17 protein-coding genes are annotated in these 21,920 nt (G+C 38.7%); 14 read left to right on the plus strand and 3 right to left on the minus strand.

Annotated features, from left to right (window positions below):
• Positions 1 to 7 precede the first annotated feature (7 nt).
• Positions 8 to 958, plus strand: a complete 951-nt coding sequence (locus tag QZ738_RS04610; protein ID WP_293785121.1) for a lipid A deacylase LpxR family protein — start codon at positions 8 to 10, stop codon at positions 956 to 958.
• A 184-nt stretch (positions 959 to 1,142) separates the two neighbouring features.
• On the opposite strand, the gene arfB is transcribed toward QZ738_RS04610, so the two are convergent.
• Positions 1,143 to 1,550: an alternative ribosome rescue aminoacyl-tRNA hydrolase ArfB gene (arfB, locus tag QZ738_RS04615; RefSeq protein WP_293785123.1), complete on the minus strand. Its 408-nt coding sequence runs from the start codon at positions 1,548 to 1,550 to the stop codon at positions 1,143 to 1,145.
• 74 nt (positions 1,551 to 1,624) lie between these two features.
• Between arfB and cmk the strand changes: the two genes are divergently transcribed.
• From cmk to QZ738_RS04645, 6 genes are all read left to right on the plus strand, one after another.
• The gene (gene cmk, locus QZ738_RS04620) at positions 1,625 to 2,305 is read left to right on the plus strand and encodes a (d)CMP kinase (protein WP_293785125.1); all 681 of its coding nucleotides are present in this window, start codon (positions 1,625 to 1,627) and stop codon (positions 2,303 to 2,305) included.
• A gap of 266 nt (positions 2,306 to 2,571) precedes the next feature.
• Complete coding sequence (locus QZ738_RS04625; RefSeq protein ID WP_293785127.1) at positions 2,572 to 3,402, plus strand: DUF1080 domain-containing protein; 831 nt, start codon at positions 2,572 to 2,574, stop codon at positions 3,400 to 3,402.
• A 48-nt stretch (positions 3,403 to 3,450) separates the two neighbouring features.
• On the plus strand, positions 3,451 to 4,944 hold the full coding sequence (locus QZ738_RS04630; RefSeq protein ID WP_293785129.1) for a YgcG family protein: 1,494 nt from the start codon (positions 3,451 to 3,453) through the stop codon (positions 4,942 to 4,944).
• Between the two features lie 185 nt (positions 4,945 to 5,129).
• Entirely contained in the window at positions 5,130 to 6,113 is a 984-nt protein-coding gene (locus QZ738_RS04635; protein ID WP_293785131.1) for an SH3 domain-containing protein, read from the plus strand.
• A gap of 541 nt (positions 6,114 to 6,654) precedes the next feature.
• Positions 6,655 to 8,589, plus strand: a complete 1,935-nt coding sequence (gene rpsA, locus QZ738_RS04640; RefSeq protein ID WP_039482263.1) for a 30S ribosomal protein S1 — start codon at positions 6,655 to 6,657, stop codon at positions 8,587 to 8,589.
• Positions 8,590 to 8,967: 378 nt separating this feature from the next.
• Positions 8,968 to 10,635, plus strand: coding sequence for a beta-N-acetylhexosaminidase (locus QZ738_RS04645; protein WP_293785136.1), 1,668 nt, complete (start codon positions 8,968 to 8,970; stop codon positions 10,633 to 10,635).
• Here the strand turns inward: QZ738_RS04645 and QZ738_RS04650 are convergent.
• Complete coding sequence (locus QZ738_RS04650; RefSeq protein ID WP_293785138.1) at positions 10,632 to 11,558, minus strand: AraC family transcriptional regulator; 927 nt, start codon at positions 11,556 to 11,558, stop codon at positions 10,632 to 10,634. The genes QZ738_RS04645 and QZ738_RS04650 overlap by 4 nt on opposite strands.
• 332 nt (positions 11,559 to 11,890) lie before the next feature.
• Here QZ738_RS04650 and QZ738_RS04655 point away from each other — a divergent pair, with 332 nt between their 5' ends.
• The 3 genes from QZ738_RS04655 to QZ738_RS04665 all read left to right on the plus strand — a co-directional run bounded on the left by QZ738_RS04655 (position 11,891) and on the right by QZ738_RS04665 (position 14,317).
• Positions 11,891 to 13,396: an aldehyde dehydrogenase family protein gene (locus QZ738_RS04655; protein WP_293785140.1), complete on the plus strand. Its 1,506-nt coding sequence runs from the start codon at positions 11,891 to 11,893 to the stop codon at positions 13,394 to 13,396.
• 199 nt (positions 13,397 to 13,595) lie between these two features.
• Complete coding sequence (locus QZ738_RS04660) at positions 13,596 to 13,970, plus strand: DUF779 domain-containing protein (RefSeq protein ID WP_293785142.1); 375 nt, start codon at positions 13,596 to 13,598, stop codon at positions 13,968 to 13,970.
• Positions 13,971 to 14,110: 140 nt separating this feature from the next.
• Positions 14,111 to 14,317: a hypothetical protein gene (locus QZ738_RS04665; protein ID WP_293785144.1), complete on the plus strand. Its 207-nt coding sequence runs from the start codon at positions 14,111 to 14,113 to the stop codon at positions 14,315 to 14,317.
• Here the strand turns inward: QZ738_RS04665 and QZ738_RS04670 are convergent.
• A complete protein-coding gene (locus tag QZ738_RS04670; RefSeq protein WP_293785146.1) occupies positions 14,314 to 14,715 on the minus strand; it encodes a thiol-disulfide oxidoreductase DCC family protein in 402 nt (133 codons plus the stop codon). The two genes, QZ738_RS04665 and QZ738_RS04670, sit on opposite strands and share 4 nt — an antisense overlap.
• Positions 14,716 to 14,984: 269 nt before the next feature.
• On the opposite strand from QZ738_RS04670, the gene pyrR reads away from it, so the two are divergent.
• From pyrR to QZ738_RS04690, 4 genes are all read left to right on the plus strand, one after another.
• Positions 14,985 to 15,539, plus strand: coding sequence for a bifunctional pyr operon transcriptional regulator/uracil phosphoribosyltransferase PyrR (gene pyrR, locus QZ738_RS04675; RefSeq protein WP_293785148.1), 555 nt, complete (start codon positions 14,985 to 14,987; stop codon positions 15,537 to 15,539).
• Between the two features lie 93 nt (positions 15,540 to 15,632).
• Positions 15,633 to 16,562, plus strand: coding sequence for an aspartate carbamoyltransferase catalytic subunit (locus QZ738_RS04680; protein WP_293785150.1), 930 nt, complete (start codon positions 15,633 to 15,635; stop codon positions 16,560 to 16,562).
• A gap of 319 nt (positions 16,563 to 16,881) precedes the next feature.
• Positions 16,882 to 19,905, plus strand: coding sequence for a tetratricopeptide repeat protein (locus QZ738_RS04685; RefSeq protein ID WP_293785152.1), 3,024 nt, complete (start codon positions 16,882 to 16,884; stop codon positions 19,903 to 19,905).
• A 5-nt stretch (positions 19,906 to 19,910) separates the two neighbouring features.
• Entirely contained in the window at positions 19,911 to 21,608 is a 1,698-nt protein-coding gene (locus QZ738_RS04690; RefSeq protein ID WP_293785154.1) for a TonB-dependent receptor, read from the plus strand.
• Positions 21,609 to 21,920 lie beyond the last annotated feature (312 nt).

The raw sequence follows: 21,920 nt of genomic DNA on the forward strand, positions 1-21,920 counted from the left end.
CTTTTTTATGAAATCACTTTTATTCGCACTGGTTTTTTCTTTGGCCGTATCTACTGGTTTTGCCCAGTCTTTTAAAAACGAATTCGGTTTTAAAACCGAAAATGATGCTTACCTGGCTACTTTAAATGATCGTTATTATACCAACGGCTTATTTATTTATTTCAGAAGAGCACTTAACACCGAAAAGTTATCAGATAAGATCGAAAAGAAAACCTACGAAATTTCTGCCGGACAAAAAATGTATACCCCATATTGGGGCCAGGTACCGAAAAAAGAAGATCAGGACAGACCTTTTGCAGGTTACCTTTACCTGGGTGGTGCATACTCGGTTTTTTATAAAGATGAAAGTGTTTTAAAAACGAGTGTAGAATTAGGTACAGTTGGGCCTAACTCACTTGCCCAGGATGCGCAACGTTTTCTTCATAAAACAGTTGGCTTTTATACACCAGCAGGTTGGGATTATCAGATCAAAAATGAGCTGGCCGTCAATCTGGCTGCCAACTACAGCAAATTAATTTTTAGACCTGAAGATCCAATCGTGGATATCAGTGCGCAGGGTTATGCCAATTTAGGTACCACTTTTTCAGGTTTGGGTACGTCACTGCTTTTTAGAGCCGGTAAAATCAATCAATTGTTCAATAGTGCTTACCATCATGCAGTAATCGGAAATTCGAAAACAAAAAGCTTAAATAATTCCGAATTTTTCTTTTATGTAAAACCGCAGCTCAATTTTGTTGCTTACGATGCCACGATACAGGGCAGTCTTTTCAACAATGATAGCCCTGTTACGTTTGGTGTAAAACCGATCGTTTTTGAACAACAGTTTGGGGTGAATTACAGCTCAAAAAGGTTTACAGCTGATTTTAATGTAATATTTAAAACAAAAGAAGTTAAAAGTGTGGCCAAAGCACAAAATTATGGTGGCTTGAGTTTGTATTATAGATTTGGAAAGATTTAGGTGAACTGTTTTATCGCTAGCTATTTACAGATATATCACCATACTTTAGCATCTCGGTATAAACCCTGAAATAAATCCGATGATTATCGGATCAGGATGACGATTCTTTTTTGTGATGTCAGATATTGCTATCTGACATTGTAGATCCTTCAAATGTCGAGCGATGAAAAATCTTTTTTAACAATTAAACACCTATAATTCTCCGGTTTTTCTTCTTCTCAGCTGTTAAGGCCTTATTTTTTAATCTCTTTTCGATAACGCCTTTAGGAATTTTGGTCGGTTTTCTTTTTTTCTGAACCCTCAATGCTTTTTTGAGCAGATCAATCAATTTAACAATGGTCTTTTCCTTATTGAGCAGCTGGCTCCTATCCTCCTGCGAAACGATATGCAGCAAACCTTCGTTATCCAGGCTGCCTTGCAATTTTACTCTTAGCAGCGCTTTGTCCTCATCAGTAAAATACACAAAGTTTTCTATATCAAAAACCAGTTCTACCTTACTCGAAACCTTATTTACATGCTGGCCGCCTTTCCCCCCACTACGTGACGTTTTAAAAATGGCTGATCGTAAAATTTCTTCTCTGCTAGGTAACATAAGGCAAAAATATAAAGAATATCGATCTAAAAAAAGTTAGCAAACCCATCGGCTTTTTTTACCTTTGTAGCAGAATGAAGAAAAACTTGGTTATAGCTATTGATGGCTATTCATCTTGCGGAAAAAGTACATTAGCGAAAGCATTGGCTAAAAAATTAGGTTTCATTTATGTAGATAGCGGGGCCATGTATCGTGCCGTTACCCTATATTTTTTGCGCAACAGCATAGATGTAAGTAATGATACCCAGGTTGAAGATGCTTTGCAGCACATTGAACTGAATTTCCATTCGCGCGATTATGAATCGCATATTACCCTTAACGGTGAAGAAGTTTCAGATGAAATCCGCTTAATGCCGGTTTCTGAAAATGTAAGCGAGGTTTCTGCGCATAAAATTGTTCGCCATGAAATGGTGAAACAACAACAACGCATGGGAAAATCGAAGAACATCGTCATGGATGGCCGGGATATCGGCACCACCGTTTTTCCATATGCACCTGTAAAATTCTTCATGACAGCCGACCCCAAAATCAGGGCTGAACGCAGGTTTAAAGAACTGGAGAGCAAAGGCAATAACGAAACTACTTTAGAAGAAGTTTTTGAAAACCTCGCCCACCGCGATTATGCAGATACTACCCGAAAAGAAAGTCCGTTGGTTAGGGCCGATGACGCCATTATTTTAGACAATACCGATCTGACACCGCAAGAACAATTGGATTTTGCGATGGAGAAAGTAAATCCTTTTTTAGTTCATTAGTCAGTAGTTCACTGGTCAGTAGTTCATTAGTTCATTAGTTCATTGGTCATAGGTTCATAGACGATTAACATTGACAAATTCTGAAAGAATCATCGGCATCTCGACTAGCGAAGCGTAATGCCTGCCCGTACAGGCGGGGAGAGATCTATCGGGATAAATTTTATTTCGCAGATATTCGGATTACTTAAATCCCTGCCCAAAGCTATCCATCAAACTTTAACTTCAGAAAAAAATTTATATTTTTAGCACCAAAACCAACTGTTGCTATGAAATTAAAATCAGTTTACCTTACTGCATTATTTCTATCCTTCTTTATTTTAAATGCAAATGCCCAAAAAGGCTGGATCAATCTCTTTAATGGAAAAGATTTAAAAGACTGGAACATTAAAATTTCCAAACACGAATACAAAGAGAATTATGCCAATACTTTCCGCGTAGAAAATGGTATAATGAAAGTAAGTTATGATGGCTACAATGAATTTGACCAGCAATACGGGCACATTTTCTATAAAAAACCTTTTTCAGCCTATCTTTTAAAAGTAACCTATCGTTTTGTGGGCGAGCAGGCTAAAGGTGGCGAAGGTTGGGCAACCCGCAACAGCGGCGCCATGCTGCACTGCCAGGATCCGGCAACGATGTTAAAAGACCAGGATTTCCCAATCTCTATCGAAGGGCAGATTTTAGGCGGAGATGGCGAACATGAACGCCATACTAGTAATGTATGCACACCCGGAACGCTGATTAACTATAATGGTAAATTATTTACCCCACACTGCTTGGATTCTAAATCTAAAACCTATGCTGGCGACCAATGGGTAACTGCAGAATTTTTAGTCTTAGGTGATTCCGTGATTAAACACATTATAGCAGGCGAAGTTGTTTTAGAATATACCAAACCTCAAATTGGCGGCGGCAATGTTTCGAATTTTGACCCCAAAGTTAAAATTGATGGTAAACCGCTCACTTCAGGTTATATCTCCCTTCAAAGTGAGAGTCATCCAATTGAATTTAAAACGGTACAGCTGTACGATTTGGCACCATACATGAAAGACAAAGCGAAATTGGATAAGGTATTGGCTAAAATATTAAAGGAGTAAACCATAATGGCAACCGTTTGTTAAATGATGAAGCTATAAAAGTTTACGATGCTCACAAAACATTTAATCAAACCGCTTACCCTCTTCATTTTCCTTTTTTTAGGTAATTTTGTTATTGCACAAACGGCCTATCAAGTAAAAGATATTCCCGATCCAAAAAAAAATGGGGGTGGCTATGTTAGCGATCCCGATAACATTTTAGGTGCGGGAGCAGTTGGCCAACTGAACAATACCATTGCCGACTTTGAGCTTAAAACCCATGTTCAGGTGGCGGTAGTGGTGGTTAACGATTTTGCCCATGAGCAGGAAGATTTCGACTTTGCATACGAACTGTTCAATACCTGGGGAGTAGGCTCAAAAACCAGCAATAATGGCTTGTTATTATTTATTTCGAAGACGCGGCGAAATTACAGGTTTATTACCGGTACTGGTGCAGAAGGTGTTTTGCCTGACGTAAAACTTAAACATATTGCCGAGCAGCAACTGTTGCCCGCTTTTAGAAAAAATGATTTTGCCACAGGCATTACAAACACTATCAATGCCATTGGAGAGATTATTTTAAATCCCGAAAACAAATCGGAGCTGAACCAATTGTTCACGCAGAAAAAAAGAGATAGTGATTTTGAAAATTTCCTGCTACCTACCGGGATCATTATACTGCTTTTTTGGGGGGCATTTAAAATGGTAGACCGGCAGGCTAAAAACGCATTAAAAGACAAACCTCAATCAGAGGGCTTCCAATATGAAAAGGTAGGAAAAGGCTGTGCGGTGGCTATGATGGTCACGTTTGTAGTTGTTTTTATATTTATCTTTTTTGGAGGCTTTGGATTAGTTGAAAAAATAAGACCACAAAATATCCCTGTTATTTTGTATGTTATTTTGGCAATTGGACTTTTCGGCAGATACCTTTTCCACATTTCGGCATTACGAAGCGTCCATAATGACGATCAAAACTTTTTTAATTCGGTAGGTAGTTTTCATAAAAAGAACTTTTGGCTGATTGTCTTCTCACCCCTCATTTTAATCAGTATCCTAATGTATTTATTTAAAAGGGCTAAGAATATGAGTCGTTTTAAAGCTGTACTGGATAGTAAGGGACGGGAAATGGTGCGTTTGGACAGGGATATCAATATTGAGGGTGAACCATTTTTAACGAAGGGCCAGCGTAGAGAGGAGATAGTAAAAACATACGATTATGATATCTGGGAAAGCGTTGATCATAAAGAACACATCGTTAAAGCTTGGCCTGCCGAGGCTTACAACAGCTATACTGAATGTCCTGACTGTTATTTCCGCACCTACCAGGTCAACAAAAAGGTAATTACTAAAAAAGCTACCTATAATCATGAGGGGCAGGCAAAAATAATAAACGAATGTAGCTTTTGTAAAAAAACAGAATTTGTAAAATGGATGACCCTGGCCATGTTGGTTAAATCGAGTTCTTCCTCCGGTTCTTCTTCATCTGGCAGTTCATCATCTTCATCATCAAGCAGCTGGGGCGGTGGAAGTAGCAGCGGTGGTGGCACTGGGGGAAGCTGGTAATTAGCTTACCTTTTTATAAGTGAACATCCGCCTGTACAAAAGATGTATTTGAAGAAAGATAATCCCTTTTTTCAAACTTATCCTTACCTATTGAAAGTATTTTCTAATTTTGAAACACTTAGCACGGTGTTTGCTTATAGCGTGTTTGCGATTACTGATTAAACTGTTCGCAGAAACTTATATTTATGACTAGAATTTTCTTCCTCCTCATTGCGCTTTCTATTTTTGCTAACCGATTAAACGCACAAGATCAGTATCGTGTTAAGGCCGATCAATTGCGTGTTAGAGAAAGCAGCAATCCAAATAGTAAGATTGTTGGAAATATAGCTCAAAATGAGAAGATTACGGTTTTAGATGCCAGCGACACCAGGTTTTACAAAGTAAAGTTTAAAAACCGCGAAGGCTGGGTAAGCAAAGATTTCGTTGAAAAAATTGCTCCGGCAGCCAGCCCTACAAGTCCACAGACAACTAATACACAGCCTGATGCTGCTGCTTCCCAAACGGCAGCAAACACTGACATGTATCGGGTAACTGCCGACGATTTAAGGGTTAGGCAACAAGCTGATCCGAAAAGTAAAATTGTGGGATATCTACCTAAAAATGAAAATGTTGCCGTTATCGATTCTTCTAATACCAGCTTTTATAAAATAAAAGTAACCAATGGCGAAGGATGGGTAAGCAAAGAATTTTTGGTCAGGATTTCGCCTGTAAAAGCGAAAGTCGAAAAAAAGAACGTCACAGCATCCGTACCCCAGGAAAAACAAGATTACACAAACATCATCTTTTTTGCCGTAGTAGCGCTGATACTGATTACCATATTATACTTTTCGATTAAATATGCCAGCGGCAATAAGTTTTTGATCGGGTTTTCGGTAATTGTGATTCTGGTCATCGGGTATTTCTGTTATATCACCTTTATACAGGCAAAAGTGGTAACAGGTACCTTTGCCAGCAATGAAGATATACAGTACAAATCATTTAATTTCAAATCAAAAGATTCTGTGACCGTTACCGATGCCTATACCGACTCTGTTTTCACCTCTAAATACGTGATTGATGGCGATATGATTAAATTGTACGACCAGCAAAACACCATTATGCTTTTAATAAGGGATGAAAAAACATTAATTGGAGAAGGTTTTACCAGGGGGACTTTTACGAAGAGATAAATCAGGGATCACCAAATGTTCCTCGGGAATGAAAAAATGTACATTTTTTTTCTACCGATAATTCACCTCGCCGGGACGATTATTCTTAACAAATCACCAGTTGCGGCCTAATTGGGCGATTTGCAATAGAAGACAAACCGGCAAACTTTACAAGCCGTCCCATCGGGATGCTTGCCAGGTAGCAAATAACCGATGTTATTTGTGTTTCGTTCCGTAGGAACGTTTGGTAGGTGTTTGTGCACACCCCCTTATTTATAAACCTGATAGAGCGGAATAGCCCGGAGTGCAGCGAGGACTATAAGCGATAGCGGGACTGCTGATTCCGATGAAATGCGGAATGTTCATTTACTAATAAGGATGAAAAATCAATTCAAACCTTGTAATTCCCTAGTAGCAGATCCAGAAATAAATTCAGGATCACGGACCGATAAATTATAATCAGCTAAAAATCAGCAAGATTTATTAAAAAAATCTTTTCTATTAATTAAAATATTTTTACCTTTGCATTCCCTAAATAGGGAAAAAAGGAGACAATTAATTAATGGCTAAAAAACAAGTAGCAGAAAAAGAATTAGCAGCAAAAACAGCTGAACTTCAGGGAGAAGGCGGACGCCTGACTGAAAAAGAAACTATTGAATCAGAAGCTGATTCAGTTTCGATCGAATCGATCAAATCATCATTAGCAACACCAAGCGAAGATTTCGACTGGGATGCAGATGAAAAAGTTTTTGGTAACTACAATGAAGCAGACCGTAAAAAGTTTGAAGATATGTATGCCGGAACATTCAACCAGATCACTAAAGGTGAAATTATCAGCGGTATCGTTGTTTCAATCAACAACAAAGATGTAGTATTAAACGTAGGTTTCAAATCAGACGGTTTGGTTTCTACTTCAGAATTCCGTGATACACCAGATCTAAAAATCGGCGATTCAGTTGACGTATTCGTTGAGGCACCAGAAGATGCTAACGGTCAATTGATCCTTTCACGCAAAAGAGCAAAAACCCAAAGATCATGGGAAGCAATCAATGAGGCGCTTGAGAACGACAGAATCATCAACGGTTTCGTTAAGAGCCGTACAAAAGGTGGTTTGATTGTTGATATCATGGGCGTTGAGGCTTTCTTACCAGGATCTCAAATTGATATTAAACCTATCCGCGATTACGATGTATACGTGGGTAAAACAATGGAATTTAAAGTTGTTAAAATTAACCATGAGTTTAAAAACGTAGTTGTTTCTCATAAAGTGTTAATTGAAGACGATTTGGAAAGCCAAAAAGTAGAGATCGTTTCTAAATTAGAAAAAGGTCAGGTATTGGAAGGTACTGTTAAAAACATTACTGATTTCGGTGTGTTCATCGATTTAGGCGGTGTTGACGGTTTACTTCACATTACTGACATTTCTTGGGGCCGCATAGAGCATCCAAAAGAAGTATTATCATTAGATGAAAAAATCAACGTGGTTGTTTTAGATTTCGATGATGAGAAAAAACGTATCGCTTTAGGCTTGAAACAATTAACTCCACACCCTTGGGAAAACTTAAGTGCTGACATTCAGGTTGGTTCAAAAGTAAAAGGAAAAATCGTAACTGTTGCAGATTACGGTGCTTTCTTAGAAATCATCCCAGGTGTTGAAGGTTTAATCCACGTTTCGGAAATGAGCTGGTCGCAAAACTTAAGAAACCCGCAAGAGTTCTTAAAAGTTGGTGACGAGATCGAAGCTGAAGTATTAACTTTAGACAGAGACGAGCGCAAAATGAGCTTAGGTATTAAACAATTATCTAACGATCCATGGCAAGAAGTTGCTGCTAAATTCCCGGTTGGAAGCAAGCACAAAGCAACTGTTAAAAACATGACTAACTTCGGTGTATTTGTTGAAATCGAAGAAGGTATCGATGGTTTAATCCACATCTCTGACTTATCATGGTCTAAAAAAGTTAACCACCCTAATGAATTTACTAAAGTTGGTGATGTATTAGACGTTGTTGTTTTAGAATTAGATGTTGATAACCGTAAATTAAGCTTAGGTCACAAACAACTGGAAGAAAACCCTTGGGATACTTTCGAAACGATTTTCACTTTAGATTCGGTTCACCAGGGTACTGTTGTTAAAGTAACTGATAAAGGTGCTGTTATTGCTTTACCTTATGGTGTAGAAGGTTTCGTACCAACTAAACACATGGTTAAAGAAGATGGTACTTCAGTTAAAGCTGAAGAAACCAATGACTTCAAAATCATTGAATTCAACAAAGAAGCAAAACGTATCGTAGTATCTCACGCCCGTATCTGGGAAGAGGTTAAAGCTGAGGCTGTAGCAGAAGAAAGAAATGCTAAGAAAAAAGAAGCTAAAGCTGCTGTAACTGCGGTTAAAAAAGTTAAAGATTCTGTAGAGAAATCTACTTTAGGAGACTTAGACGTATTGGCTCAATTGAAATCACAATTAGAAGGTGAAGAAAGCAAAGCTAAAAAAGGCTAGTTCTTTTTAACTGAATATTTAATCCCGATAGCGAAAGTTATCGGGATTTTTTTTGCGCCATCCTGTAAGGTTTTTGAAACCTCACAGGATTTTTTTTATCCTACAATCTATACCAAGTAGCCACGGAAACACGGAGTGCACGGATCTGATACTTAAGTGGTCATTGCGAGGAGGTACGACGAAGCAATCTTTCATATTGGCGATTCCTGCAAGAAAGATTGCTTCCCCGAAAGGTCGGGACAGGCTGTCGGCTGAAAAAGTCTCCTCGCAATGACGAGTTTTTTTATTATGTAACATAAGTAATCCGTTCTGCTATCTTATTCCATACATCTCTCCTTTTATCACTACTTTTGAAATTGTAACCCAGCCTTTTTCATTATGAGAAAAATTATCTTGTTGTTTCTGACCGTTATTTCGTTTAAACTTTCTGCACAGGAAATTAATATTATCCCACAGCCCGTACAATTGAAGACCAATCCGAATGAGCTGCCATTTAAAATAGATAGCACTACTGTATTATATTCAAACGATTCTTCTGCCACTGCATCGATAGAATTCCTACAAAACTATCTTAGTTTAAACTATAACTTCAAACTCAAAACAACTAGAATTCCGGATATAAACCGAACCAACGCTATAAATTTGATACTAAGTGATAAAATTTCTAATCCAAAAGAATACATCTTAACGGTTACGAATAAAGCAATTATTATAGGCGGTAGATCTGACACAGCCATCTTCCAAGGTATCCAAACCTTGATTCAGCTATTGCCAACTTCAAAACACTTTCCACTTCAAATTCCTGCGGTTTCTATAACCGACTATCCCCGCTTCGACTACCGCGGCATGCACCTCGATGTAAGCCGTCATTTTTTTGATGTTGCCTTTGTAAAACAGTACATTGATTATTTAGCACTGCATAAAATGAACTATTTCCACTGGCATTTAACTGATGATCATGGCTGGCGGATTGAAATCAAAAAGTATCCAAAACTAACCGAAGTTGGTGCCTGGCGCAATGGCAGTATTGTTGGCTTATGGCCGGGAAAGGGAAATGAAAATATTAAATATCAGGTATTACCTAACGAAATTAAAATTACGCCAAAAGATGCCGTTATTAAAACGGATGGCATACGCCATGGTGGTTTTTATACCCAGAAACAGGTTAAAGAAGTGGTGGATTATGCGGCTAAACGTTACATCACCATTATTCCCGAAATTGAAATGCCAGCACACAGCATGGCTTTATTGGCGGCCTATCCTGAATTAGGTACTGAACCGAACAAAAAATATACAGTTGCCGAAACCTGGGGAATGATGAACAAATACAACAATGTACTGCAGCCCTCCGACACTACTTTTAAGTTTTTAGAAAATGTTTTAACAGAGGTAATGGAATTATTCCCCTCTCCATATATCCACATTGGTGGCGATGAAGCTTCTAAAGTATGGTGGAAACAATCAGCTGTTTCTCAACGGATCATGAAATCCAATGGTTTAAAAACCGAGAGTGAACTGCAAAGTTATTTTATCCGCAGGATGGAGAAATTTGTAAACAGCAAAGGTAAAACCATTATTGGGTGGAACGAAATTTTACAGGGCGGCCTGGCACCAAATGCCGTGGTAATGAGCTGGCAGGGAGAGAAAGGAGGCATTGAGGCGGCCAGGCAAAATCATAAAGCCATCATGACGCCAGAAAATACCATGTATTTTAACCATAGGCAGTTCGTAAAAGAAGATAGCCTGGCTGCAAATAAGTTTTCGCCCCTGATTGATGTTTACAATTATGAACCCATACCTACTGAATTAAATGCCGAACAGGCAAAATACATTTGGGGTGCGCAGGGCTGTTTATGGACCGAATACATCACCACTCCTGCTAAAGTACAATATCAGCTTTTCCCAAGGTTAGATGCCCTGAGCGAAATTTTGTGGAGTCCGAAAGAAAAACGAAATTACCCGGATTTTCGGAAACGGCTTAAAGAACAGTTTAAGCGCTATGATTTAATGGGCATTACCTACTCGAAAAGGTATTTAGAAAATTAGTGGATGATCTGTTTTGCCAACTGTACCTGATAAGTGCCAGGTGTGATCCCCACAATCTTTTTAAATGCCCTGATAAAATAATTCGCATCGTTAAAACCGAGTTCATAACTTATCGAAGCCACTTTTGCACCGGGCCGGGTAAGCAAGGTTTTGGCTTTGTTAATTTTTTCAGCCAGGATAAAATCATTAGGACTAATCCCCAATTCGCGTTTAAATAACCGATAAAAGGTTGCCTTGCTCATACAAGCCTTATCGCTCAGGCTATTGATGCTGATTTTTTCGTTCAGGTTAGCCTTAATGTAATTCAGCACAAAGGCCAATGGATTTTGATTGATGTTATAACCTTCGTCGCTGATGGTTTTAAGATTTTGAGTCTGCATAATGCGCACCAGCAATTCTTTCAAGGTTAAATCGGCCAGTACATCTTTTTCCTTGCTACGTTCGGAACAAATTCGGATGACCTTATTAATGAGGTAGGCAATTTCTTCATTGTTGTAAAAGTGGTACTCATCATAATTCAATAACCACTTTTCATTACTTCCCTCCTTTGGGAAAAACTCGTTTAAATAAGCAATCGTTTTTTGGATCTGTTCCTGATCAATAGCCAGGGCAATACATTGCGTAGGATTTTGATTGGTAGCTTCCGGAAAATCAATTTCCATGGTAACCGACGGAGGAACAATAACCGTCTGCCCGGGAAAATAATCAAATCCCGCTTTATCAAACAGGTGCATTACTTTTTTCCCTCTCAGCATACTCGTAATCACAAAATCATTAAAAGTAAGGGGAACCTTATAAGATTGGGTATAGGTTTCGAAAACATTTAATTCACAACGCTCCAAAGTATAAGAGGTCCTGTTCTCAACCAGTGTCTGTAAAGTTTCCGTGGTACTGAGTTTTACCTGATTTAATGTATGTTGCATAAACCGATATAATTTGGTTAGACTTAATTACTATAACCAAATATAATGATTTCTAACTTTCAAATCAGTCATTCGAAAACCCTGTTATCAGGCAACATAATATTATTTCCACTGGCTGAACCGTGAAGCAGCTAGCGTTATAAAATGGTTACAAAACCTGAAACAATAATGCTATCGATTGATCCGATTATCCTATCTGTACCAGGTCATTTGCCTTTAGGTTTGTATTAACCAAATCTTATTACCGTAAAATCATGATGAGCCATACCATTAAAAATTCTATGTCAAACCTGCTCAGAATGGTTTTTAAAATTTAATCATCAATAATAATTATGGAAAATTTAATTGAGAAACCTTCTTTCAAATCCCACTACGATAACTATATCGGAGGGAAGTTTGTAGCGCCGGTAAAAGGTGCGTATTTCGATAATATATCACCCATTGACGGTAAAGTTTTTACCAGGGCGGCCCATTCTACCAAAGAAGATTTAGAATTAGCCGTTGATGCTGCGCATGAGGCCTTTAAAACATGGAGCAAAACCTCTTCTACCGAAAGAAGCATCATCTTGAATAAGATTGCACAACGGATGGAGGATAACCTCGAATACCTGGCCACTGTCGAAACCATCGACAACGGAAAAGCGGTTAGGGAAACTTTAGCTGCTGATTTACCGCTTGGTATAGATCATTTCAGGTATTTTGCCGGTGTGATCCGTGCAGAAGAGGGTTCGTTGTCGGAACTTGATCAAAATACAGTGTCGTTAATCGTACATGAGCCGATTGGCGTAGTGGCACAAATAATCCCATGGAATTTTCCTCTGTTAATGGGTATCTGGAAACTGGCTCCTGCCCTGGCCGCAGGCAACTGTGTGGTATTGAAACCGGCAGAAAGCACCCCCATTTCGATTATGGTTTTAATGGAACTGATTGGTGATTTACTTCCTCCGGGTGTGGTTAATGTGGTAAATGGCTTCGGTTCAGAACTTGGCCGGGCATTGGTTACTAATCCTAAAATTTCTAAAGCGGCATTTACCGGTTCTACCCCTACCGGAAGATTGGTGATGCAATATGCAACTGAAAATATCATCCCCGTTACACTGGAACTTGGTGGAAAATCGCCAAATATCTTTTTTAACTCGGTAATGGCAGAAGATGATGCCTTTTTAGATAAAGCAGTAGAAGGTGCGGTGATGTTTGCCTTAAACCAGGGCGAAATCTGCACCTGTCCCTCGCGTTTACTAATTCAGGAAGATATTTACGAAAAATTCATTGCCAAAGTAATCGAAAGAACCGAAGCCATAAAAACTGGCAATCCGCTGGATAGAACGGTGATGATGGGAGCGCAGGCTTCGAAAATCCAATATGAAAAAATTGCACAATACATTAAACTCGGTAAAGAAGAGGGTGCAGAAGTATTAACCGGTGGAGGGGTAAATGAACTACCTGGCGATTTGGGCAGTGGTTATTATATTAAGCCAACCATTTTTAAAGGCCATAATAAAATGCGGATTTTCCAGGAGGAGATTTTCGGTCCGGTATTGGCCTTAACGACCTTTAAAACCGTTGAAGAAGCCATCGAAATTGCAAACGACACCTTATATGGTTTAGGTGCAGGCGTATGGACGCGCGATGCCCATGAACTTTACCAGGTACCGCGTGCTATCCAGGCAGGACGGGTGTGGGTGAACCAATATCATGCTTACCCTGCAGGCGCTCCTTTTGGCGGCTACAAACAATCAGGTGTAGGCAGGGAAAACCATAAAATGATGCTTGGGCATTACCGCCAGACTAAAAACATGCTGATTTCTTACGATAAAAACAAATTGGGTTTCTTTTAATTGGATCATAGTTGGTGGTTTATTAAATTGTACACAAGATCATAGTTGATGGTTTGTTAGTTCATAGCCTATCCGTTTATTACAATGGCTTGCAAATTAAAAGACATGCGATAAGCACCACGACTATCAGCTACCTGATCATTAACCGTCAACCTTAAAAAATCTTTTCTTCTGAAAATCCATTATTAATATTAACATCATGGTAGCCCGAATAGACAGTACAGAAAAAGCCAAAGAATTGATTGCAGTACTTAAAGAAAAGCATGGTGAACTCATGTTTTACCAGGCCGGCGGATGTTGCGAAGGCACTCAGCCACAATGTTTTGAAAAAGGTGGTTATTACCTCCGGATGCGTGATGTTTGTTTGGGTGAAGTAGAAGGCTGCGAATTTTGGGTAGACAGGGATCTTTTTGAATACTGGAAATTTTCGCACTTTACGCTAGATGTGCTCGATGGTTTCGGCGTAGGTGGTTTTTCTGTGGAAACTCCGATGCAAAAAACCTTTAAAATCCATTATCGCTTATTCTCTGAAGAAGAATTAGAAAATTTAACTTCGGTTAAAACAGCCGAGTAAGTTTTGTATATTTGGTAAACACAAGTCAGCCCGGGTTAATCCGGCTGACTTTTTTTGTTGACTGTTCAGTCATGCTGATTTAGGCCAGCATCTTTCCTGTTTCTAAAAATTTATGCAATCTTTGCATTCAAAACAAAATTATGCGTAAACTATTTGCTGTCCTCTCTACCATCATCACGCTATTTGCCATTAAAGAGGCCGTGTATGTTTTTATTTCTCAGGAAGCAGACGTGGTTAAACAGCGCCCGATCCTGATTGTCATTTCATTGAGTATCTGTATTCCACTAATTGTGTTATCGCTGTGGCTGTGGTCGCCGCGTGGAAATAAAAACGATCAATCAAATTAAGCAATAAACTTACTTTTCAATTCGGGCGTTGGCACCCAGCAACTCTCCTGCTTTCCCCACCACTTGTAACGGTTTTTAGCTATCCCGTCGTAAACCCAGTCGCGAATGAATTTGGGAACGATAATAAATGTATAAAGCAAGGGGATTAATCCATTCAGTTTGCGGGCCACGCGAAGTGCCGCTGATGATTTGGTATAGAGCTTTTCATCCTCCAGCAACAGGATGGTATTCAATTTTTCAGGATCTGCATTAAATTTTGGCAGGATTTCTTTGGCATAATCACCTTGTAACGCCGAAAATTTGAATTGGTTCTTTTGATCATGCGCGATGACAAACTGTACGGACGAATTGCATAAATTACAAATGCCATCAAAAAAGATTACAGGTTGTCGGATCATAGACTATAAAAATAATGTTTTAAACGCAAAAACGGCTTTAATTCCAATCAAAATTAAGCAAAAAGCAGAAAGGTTAAAGATTAAAGCACGTTATCCTGGGTTGGAATAATTTTCGCCCCTTTTGGCATTTTATTATTTCCATCCACGTAAATTTATTTTTCTCTCTTACTTTTTGACAACGAACAATTTAGCTTCAGAATCGTTAAAACAATCAATGTTCAACTTTCTAAGCTTAAAACATTTTTATATATTTGCCCAATCCTTCTTCAATGCAAAAGAAAACACTTCTTGACGGACAAAAAATTCAGATTACAATTAAGAGGCTCTGCCATCAATTAATTGAAAACCACGACGATTTCGCAAATACCGTTTTAATTGGCATACAGCCAAGGGGTATTTTTTTGGCTGACCGCATTCATCAGGATCTTCAACAGATCTTAAAAAACAAGAAAATTTTAAAGGGAAACCTTGACATTACTTTCTTCAGAGATGATTTCAGACGAAAAGACGGGCTGGTTACCGCCAGCAGTAATTCGATGGATTTCATTATTGAAGGTAAAAAAGTGATCCTGATTGATGATGTACTTTGGACGGGCAGAACCATTAGAGCAGCGCTCGACGCCCTGCTTGCTTATGGCCGCCCTGAGAAGGTGGAGCTTTTGGTTTTAATAGACCGAAGGTTTAGCAGACACTTACCTATCGAACCTGATTATATTGGCCATCAGGTAGACAGCTTAAATTCGCAACAGGTAAAAGTAACCTGGGCCAGCGAAGGCAGTGAAGATAAAGTGATTTTAATATCTGAACCACCCTCTACAAAATGAGGCTAAATACCTTCTAAAAAGATTATTTTGACATAGAAGCTCTATCTGGCAATTAAACGATCTATTAAAACAGACAAAAACAATAAATAGAAAATGGCAGCAGAAAAACTATCAACCCGACATCTTTTAGGCATTAAAGATATTAACCGGAATGATATCGAATTGATTTTCGAAACTGCAGATAATTTCAAGGAAGTAATTAACCGACCAATCAAAAAGGTTCCTTCACTTCGTGATATTACGATTGCCAATATCTTTTTCGAAAACTCTACCCGTACAAAACTTTCTTTCGAACTTGCTGAAAAGCGACTTTCGGCTGATGTAATTAATTTTGCAGCTTCCTCATCGTCGGTAAGCAAAGGCGAAACCCTGATTGACACGGTAAATAACATCCTGTCAATGAAGGTTGATATGGTAGTAATGCGTCATCCTTATGCCGGGGCAGGTCAGTTTTTAAGTAAACATGTAAAAGCGCAGATTGTAAATGCAGGAGACGGGGCGCACGAACACCCTACCCAGGCCTTACTTGATGCTTTCTCCATCCGTCAGAAATTAGGCGATGTTGCGGGTAAAAAAATAGTTATTGTAGGCGATATCCTGCACTCCCGTGTAGCCATATCCAACATTCTCTGCCTGCAACGCCTGGGTGCGGAGGTGATGGTTTGCGGTCCTACCACTTTAATTCCGAAACACATCCACCAATTGGGTGTAAAAGTTGAACATAATTTAATCAAAGCACTGAACTGGTGTGATGTAGCCAACATGTTACGTATCCAGTTAGAGCGTCAGGACATTAAATATTTCCCATCTTTAAGGGAATATGCCATGATGTACGGCTTAAATAAACAGATCTTAGATAATCTAGATAAAGAAATCATCGTGATGCACCCTGGTCCGATAAACAGAGGTGTAGAGATTACCAGCGATGTGGCCGACAGCAAACAATCGATCATTTTAGAACAGGTAGAAAACGGAGTAGCCGTGAGAATGGCCGTGCTTTATTTGTTAGCCAGTCAGGGGTAGTGTTAGTTCAGTATTCGATTTGTAAATAGTTCATTAGTGCAGGAGGGCATAGTATAGCACGCCGCAGAAAGTTCAATTAGTATCTAGTTATGCATCAGCTATACTAAAACTAATGTCGAATGAACCTCCACCGAACGCAGTAGCACCAATGACCATTGAACAAATGGCCAATGAACCCTTCAACTTTTCCACATTCCGCCAGCCCTTAATACCAAACCAAAAATCCTGTCGTTAATTTGTGTTATTAACAGATGTTAATTACTTCTGTTGATAAGCTTTGATACTATTTCTAATTTAGTACCAACCATATTTGAAACCCATGCAGAAAAGATACCTACTAATTCCGCTAATTTTAGCAGGAAGTTTTAGCACTTACGCCCAAGTTAGCGCCGTGCAAAACCTCAACAAAAACTATCAAACGGGCTTAGAATTATTAGACAAAGAAAAATACACGGCAGCCGCCCAACAATTTAAATTGGTTGAGCTGCAACGTTATAAACCTTCTACCCAAACAGAAAGCAATGCCGAGCTGTCCTTACTAAAGGAGAATGCGAAATTTTATGCAGCCGTTTGCGCACTGGAATTAACCAATGCCGATGCAGAGAGTCTGTTTCAGGCATTTATCCGCGATTACCCGTTGAACCCCAATACCAAGCTGGCTTATTTCTACGTAGGCAAAACTTATTTCAACCAAAAAAACTATAAAAAAGCGTTAGAATGGTTCGAAAAAACCGACCCTTCTACCCTTTCGGGAAAACAAAGAAATGAATACCAGTTTAAGCAGGGTTACGCTTATTTTGAGCTTAAAGACTACGATAAGGCAGAACCATTATTCGAAAAAGTAAAAAAGGAAGAAGGCGATTTTCAGGAAAGTGCTACTTACTACTTTGCTTATATCAATTACTTGAACAAAGAGTATAAAACGGCATTGGCCAATTTCGAAAAATTAAAGGGTTCGCCTACTTATGAGGCCAGTTATCCGTATTACATTACTTCAATGTACTATCTAGACGAACGTTATGATGATGTAATCAGCTATGCTTTGCCAGCTATTCAAAAAACCAAACAGCAGTTCGAACCAGAGATGTTGAGTTTGGTTGCAGCATCGTACTTTGCAAAATCTGAATTCAAAAATGCGGAAAAGTATTTTGCAGAATATTATGCAAAAGACAAAAGCGAAACAAAAAACAACCTTTTTATTTATCAGTATGGATACAGTTTGTTCCAAAATAAAAAGTATAAAGAGTCTGTTGCCGTTTTAGAAAAACTAAATACTGATGATATTTACCTGCAAAACGGTATGCATACCTTAGGTAAGGCTTTTATACAGTTGGGGAATAAACAGAAAGCACAAAGTGCTTTTTTCAGGGCTTCGCGTTTAAGTTTCGATAAGGCGATACAGGAAGAAGCCTGGCTAAATTACGCCAAATTAAGTTATGAGTTAGAATTTCATCAACAAGCCCTGGAAGCTACACAAGGTTTCCTAAAAACTTTTCCAAAATCGCGTAAAATAAACGAGGCGAAAACTTTATTGGGTGAGGTTTTATTAACCACTAAAAACTATCAGGCTGCTGTTGATATTTTAGAACCCATCCCTGATAAAACGTTAGAGGCTAAAGAGGCTTATCAGAAGGTGACTTATTTCCGCGGGCTGGAGTTTTATAACGAAAGGGCATTTCCAAATGCCTTATCTATGTTTCTGCGTTCTGACAAATATCCGGAAGACAATGAAATTTATGCCTTAAACACCTATTGGAAAGCGGAATCGATGTACGAACTGCGTAAGTATGGAGAAGCGGTTACCACTTTCGAAAAATTCCTGAAAATGCCTGATGCCGATAAAACGGGCGTGTATAATTTTGCCAACTATGCTTTAGCGTACGCAGCATTCGAAGATGAGAAATACAGCAAGGCGGCCAACTATTTCGAAAAATTCCTGGCTGGCAATGATAAAGATCAAAAAACCATTGATGATGCCACTATCCGTTTAGCCGATTCGTATTTTGTTAATAAGAATTATGGTGATGCGATGGCAAATTACAACAAGATCATCAACAGGCATACCACTTCAGAGGACTATGCTACTTTCCAGAAAGGAATGATCCAGGGATTGGAAAATCAGTATGATGCAAAAATTGCCACCATGCAAAACTTATTAAAGGCTTTTCCAAACTCAAATTACGCAGATGATGCCGGTTTTGAAACAGCTTATACTTATTTCAACAAAGGTGATTTTGATAAATCTAAATCTGACCTAGTAGAACTGGTAGCCAAATATCCACGCAGCAGCTATGTAGCCAAAGCTTTGGTTACCATTGGTTTGGTTCAGTATAACCAGGATCAGGACGATGCCGCTTTAGAATCATTCAAAAAAGTGATCCGTGATTATCCAACTGCCGATGAAGCAAAACAAGCAATGGAATCAATTAAGAATATTTATGTAGACCGTGGTGATGCAGATGGTTTTATTGCTTATGCGGCCACTACCCCACTTGGAAATTATTCTGGTTCGGAGCAAGACAACATCGTTTTTGCCGCTGTTAATAATACCTATTTAAAAGGTGATGCCAATGGCGCGTTTCAGGCTGTAAACGCCTATTTTGATAAATTCCCAAAGGCTAACCATGAGAAAGAGGCTAAATTTATCAGGGCAGAATCGTTGGTTAAATTAGGTCGTCCGGATGAAGCCATTCCTGATTACGAATTTATCTTAAACGACTGGACAAGCGATTATACAGAGCGTTCATTGGTGAGTATCTCACAGCTGTTTTTAAACCAGAAAAAATATAATGAGGCGATTGTATACCTCAAAAGACTGGAAACTACAACCGATTACAAATCTCATTACAGTTTTGCCATCAATAATCTGTTAAAAGCTTATACAGCCCTAAATATGCCTGATGACATGCTTAAATATGCACAATTGACTAAAGAGTCAGAAAAAGCATCTGAAGAAGAAAAAAACAGTTCCAGCCTATACTCTGGTAAAGCTTACCTGTTAAAAGGCGATACTACAACTGCCATAAAAGAATTTAAAAATGTAGTAGCCAAAACAAAAACCATTGCTGCTGCCGAAGCCAAATACAATTTAGCTTTATTGGAATACAGTAAAGGCGATTTCAAAACTTCATCTAAAACCTGTTTTGATCTGATCAACAATATGGCCGCTTACGATTATTGGGTAGCCAAAGCTTTTATCCTTTTATCTGATAATTATGTAGCCCTTAAAGACAATTTACAGGCAAAAAGTACACTTCTCAGTATTATTGATAATTACGAAGGCAAAGACGATATCATCCCTACGGCCAAAGAAAAACTAGAAAAACTAAACCAGAAGAAGTAACAATTATGAAATCGATTAAGTATATATATAGTTCACTGTTTTTTGTAGCTGCCGGATTAATGACCGCACAGGCACAGGATAAAAAAACGGAGGAAAAAGGGGTAGTAAATGAAGAGATTGAAGTAATACGCCCCTATAAACCAATTTTGGCAGAAGCGGTAAAGTTAAGGAGAAGCCCGAATTTAGACGACGTTAAAACATACAAAGCGAAATTAAACTACAGCATTATGGATAAAAAGCTGGAGCTGAACAGTGATATCCAAAAGTTGCAGGCGCAGGCACTTGCCGAAGAAAAAGCGAGCATTTTAGTTAACAATTATGTAAAAGGTGCTTTTGGTTCTTTGTCTACCCTTTTGGGCGAGGCCTATTTTAACACCGGTAAAGATGAAGGACTACAGGTTGGCGGTTATTTTAAACACTTTAGTCAGGAAGGAAAGTTAAATAAACAGAACAGCAGCAATCAGCAGTTAAGCGTTTTTGGCCGTAGCATTTTGGATGAAAACACCGTAAGTGGCCGCATTAATTTTGAGCGTAACGGCACTTATTTTTACGGTATCGATAACACCAGGCCTACACTAAATCCTAACCCGGATAAACAGGCTTTAACGACCATCGAATTAGAAGGCGAACTGGTGAAAAACTTTACCGAAGATGAAGATGCTTTTAGCTATGCTTTGAAAGCCAACGGCTATCTGTGGAACGATAAATTTAGCGCTAAAGAAAATTACCTGAGCTTAAACGGTTATGTAAACAAGCGCATTAACTCGTTAAACCTTGGTTTAGCCGCATCAACCGAATTTGGAAATTCCAAAGATGCTTTAACCAGTGTTGGCAATAATCTGTTGCGTTTAAATCCTTACATCCGCTTACAGGTTAAGGGTGCTAAAATTACTGCTGGTGTTAATTTTGTCCAGGAATTTGGTGCCTACAGCAGCTCAAAAATATTCCCTGCGGTTACAGCCGATTTTACGCTGATTCCTGATTATTTACAGGTTTTTGGAGAGCTTAAAGGGGATGTAAACCGAAACTCGCTAAAAGGCTTTACCGACGAAAACCCTTGGCTAAACAGCAATATCCTGGTTAAAAATACCGTGGAAAAATTAAGTTTCAGCGCGGGTGTTAAGGGTACCGGCGGACCAGGTTTTGGTTATAAAGCCCGTATTTATGTGAAACAGTTTGATGATATGCCTTTGTTCGTCAATAACTTTACCGACTTTAACAAATTTGATGTGATCTACGATTTCGGCAAAACGAAATTAACCGGCCTAGAAGGCGAAATTTCTGTTCAGGTAAGTGATGCTTTAAAATGGACCGGTAAATTTAACCTGGATGATTGGAAGCCTGCTTCTGAGACTTACTCCTGGTTTAAGCCCGGCTTAAAAGTAAGTTCGAACTTCATGTATACCTTCAACAAAAAACTGAGCTTTAATGCCGGCGTTGTCATTCAGGATGATGTAAAGGCTAAAGTGTATACAGGTTCCCCTGTTCCGGCATCGCAATACGTTATTCCCAACACCAGCATAGAACTTATTGAAACCGTTAAAGGTTATGTTGATTTAGGTATTGGTGCAGATTACAGAATCAATAAAAAATTCTCCGTTTTTGCTAAAGCAAACAACATTTTAAATAATAATTACAGCAGGTATTTATACTACCAGGCAAACGGATTTAATATTTTCGGCGGATTAACTTATTCTTTTTAAGACAAAACTGAAAATTAAATCTGATAGATAATGAATGCCTCAAATAAAACGGAGGCATTCATTTATGCTTATTCTTCAGATCATCTTGAAATTAAGAGAAGGGTATCTGTAAAACTTTTAAATTCAGTTCTCTGGACAGGCAATTGTAACTGTAGGTTGCCAAGTACGGAAAATATGGCATTAGCTAAAAAATTGTAGTGCATGAGCCGTCTGTTTAAGATCATCAAATGATGCCGCTACAGTTTTAAATTACAATACAACATTAAGCCATTGCGCTATATTATATTGATTTGCTTACTAGCGTACCATTTC

The sequence above is a fragment of the uncultured Pedobacter sp. genome (genome assembly GCF_913776295.1).
In the GTDB taxonomy this organism is placed as follows: Bacteria; Bacteroidota; Bacteroidia; order Sphingobacteriales; family Sphingobacteriaceae; genus Pedobacter.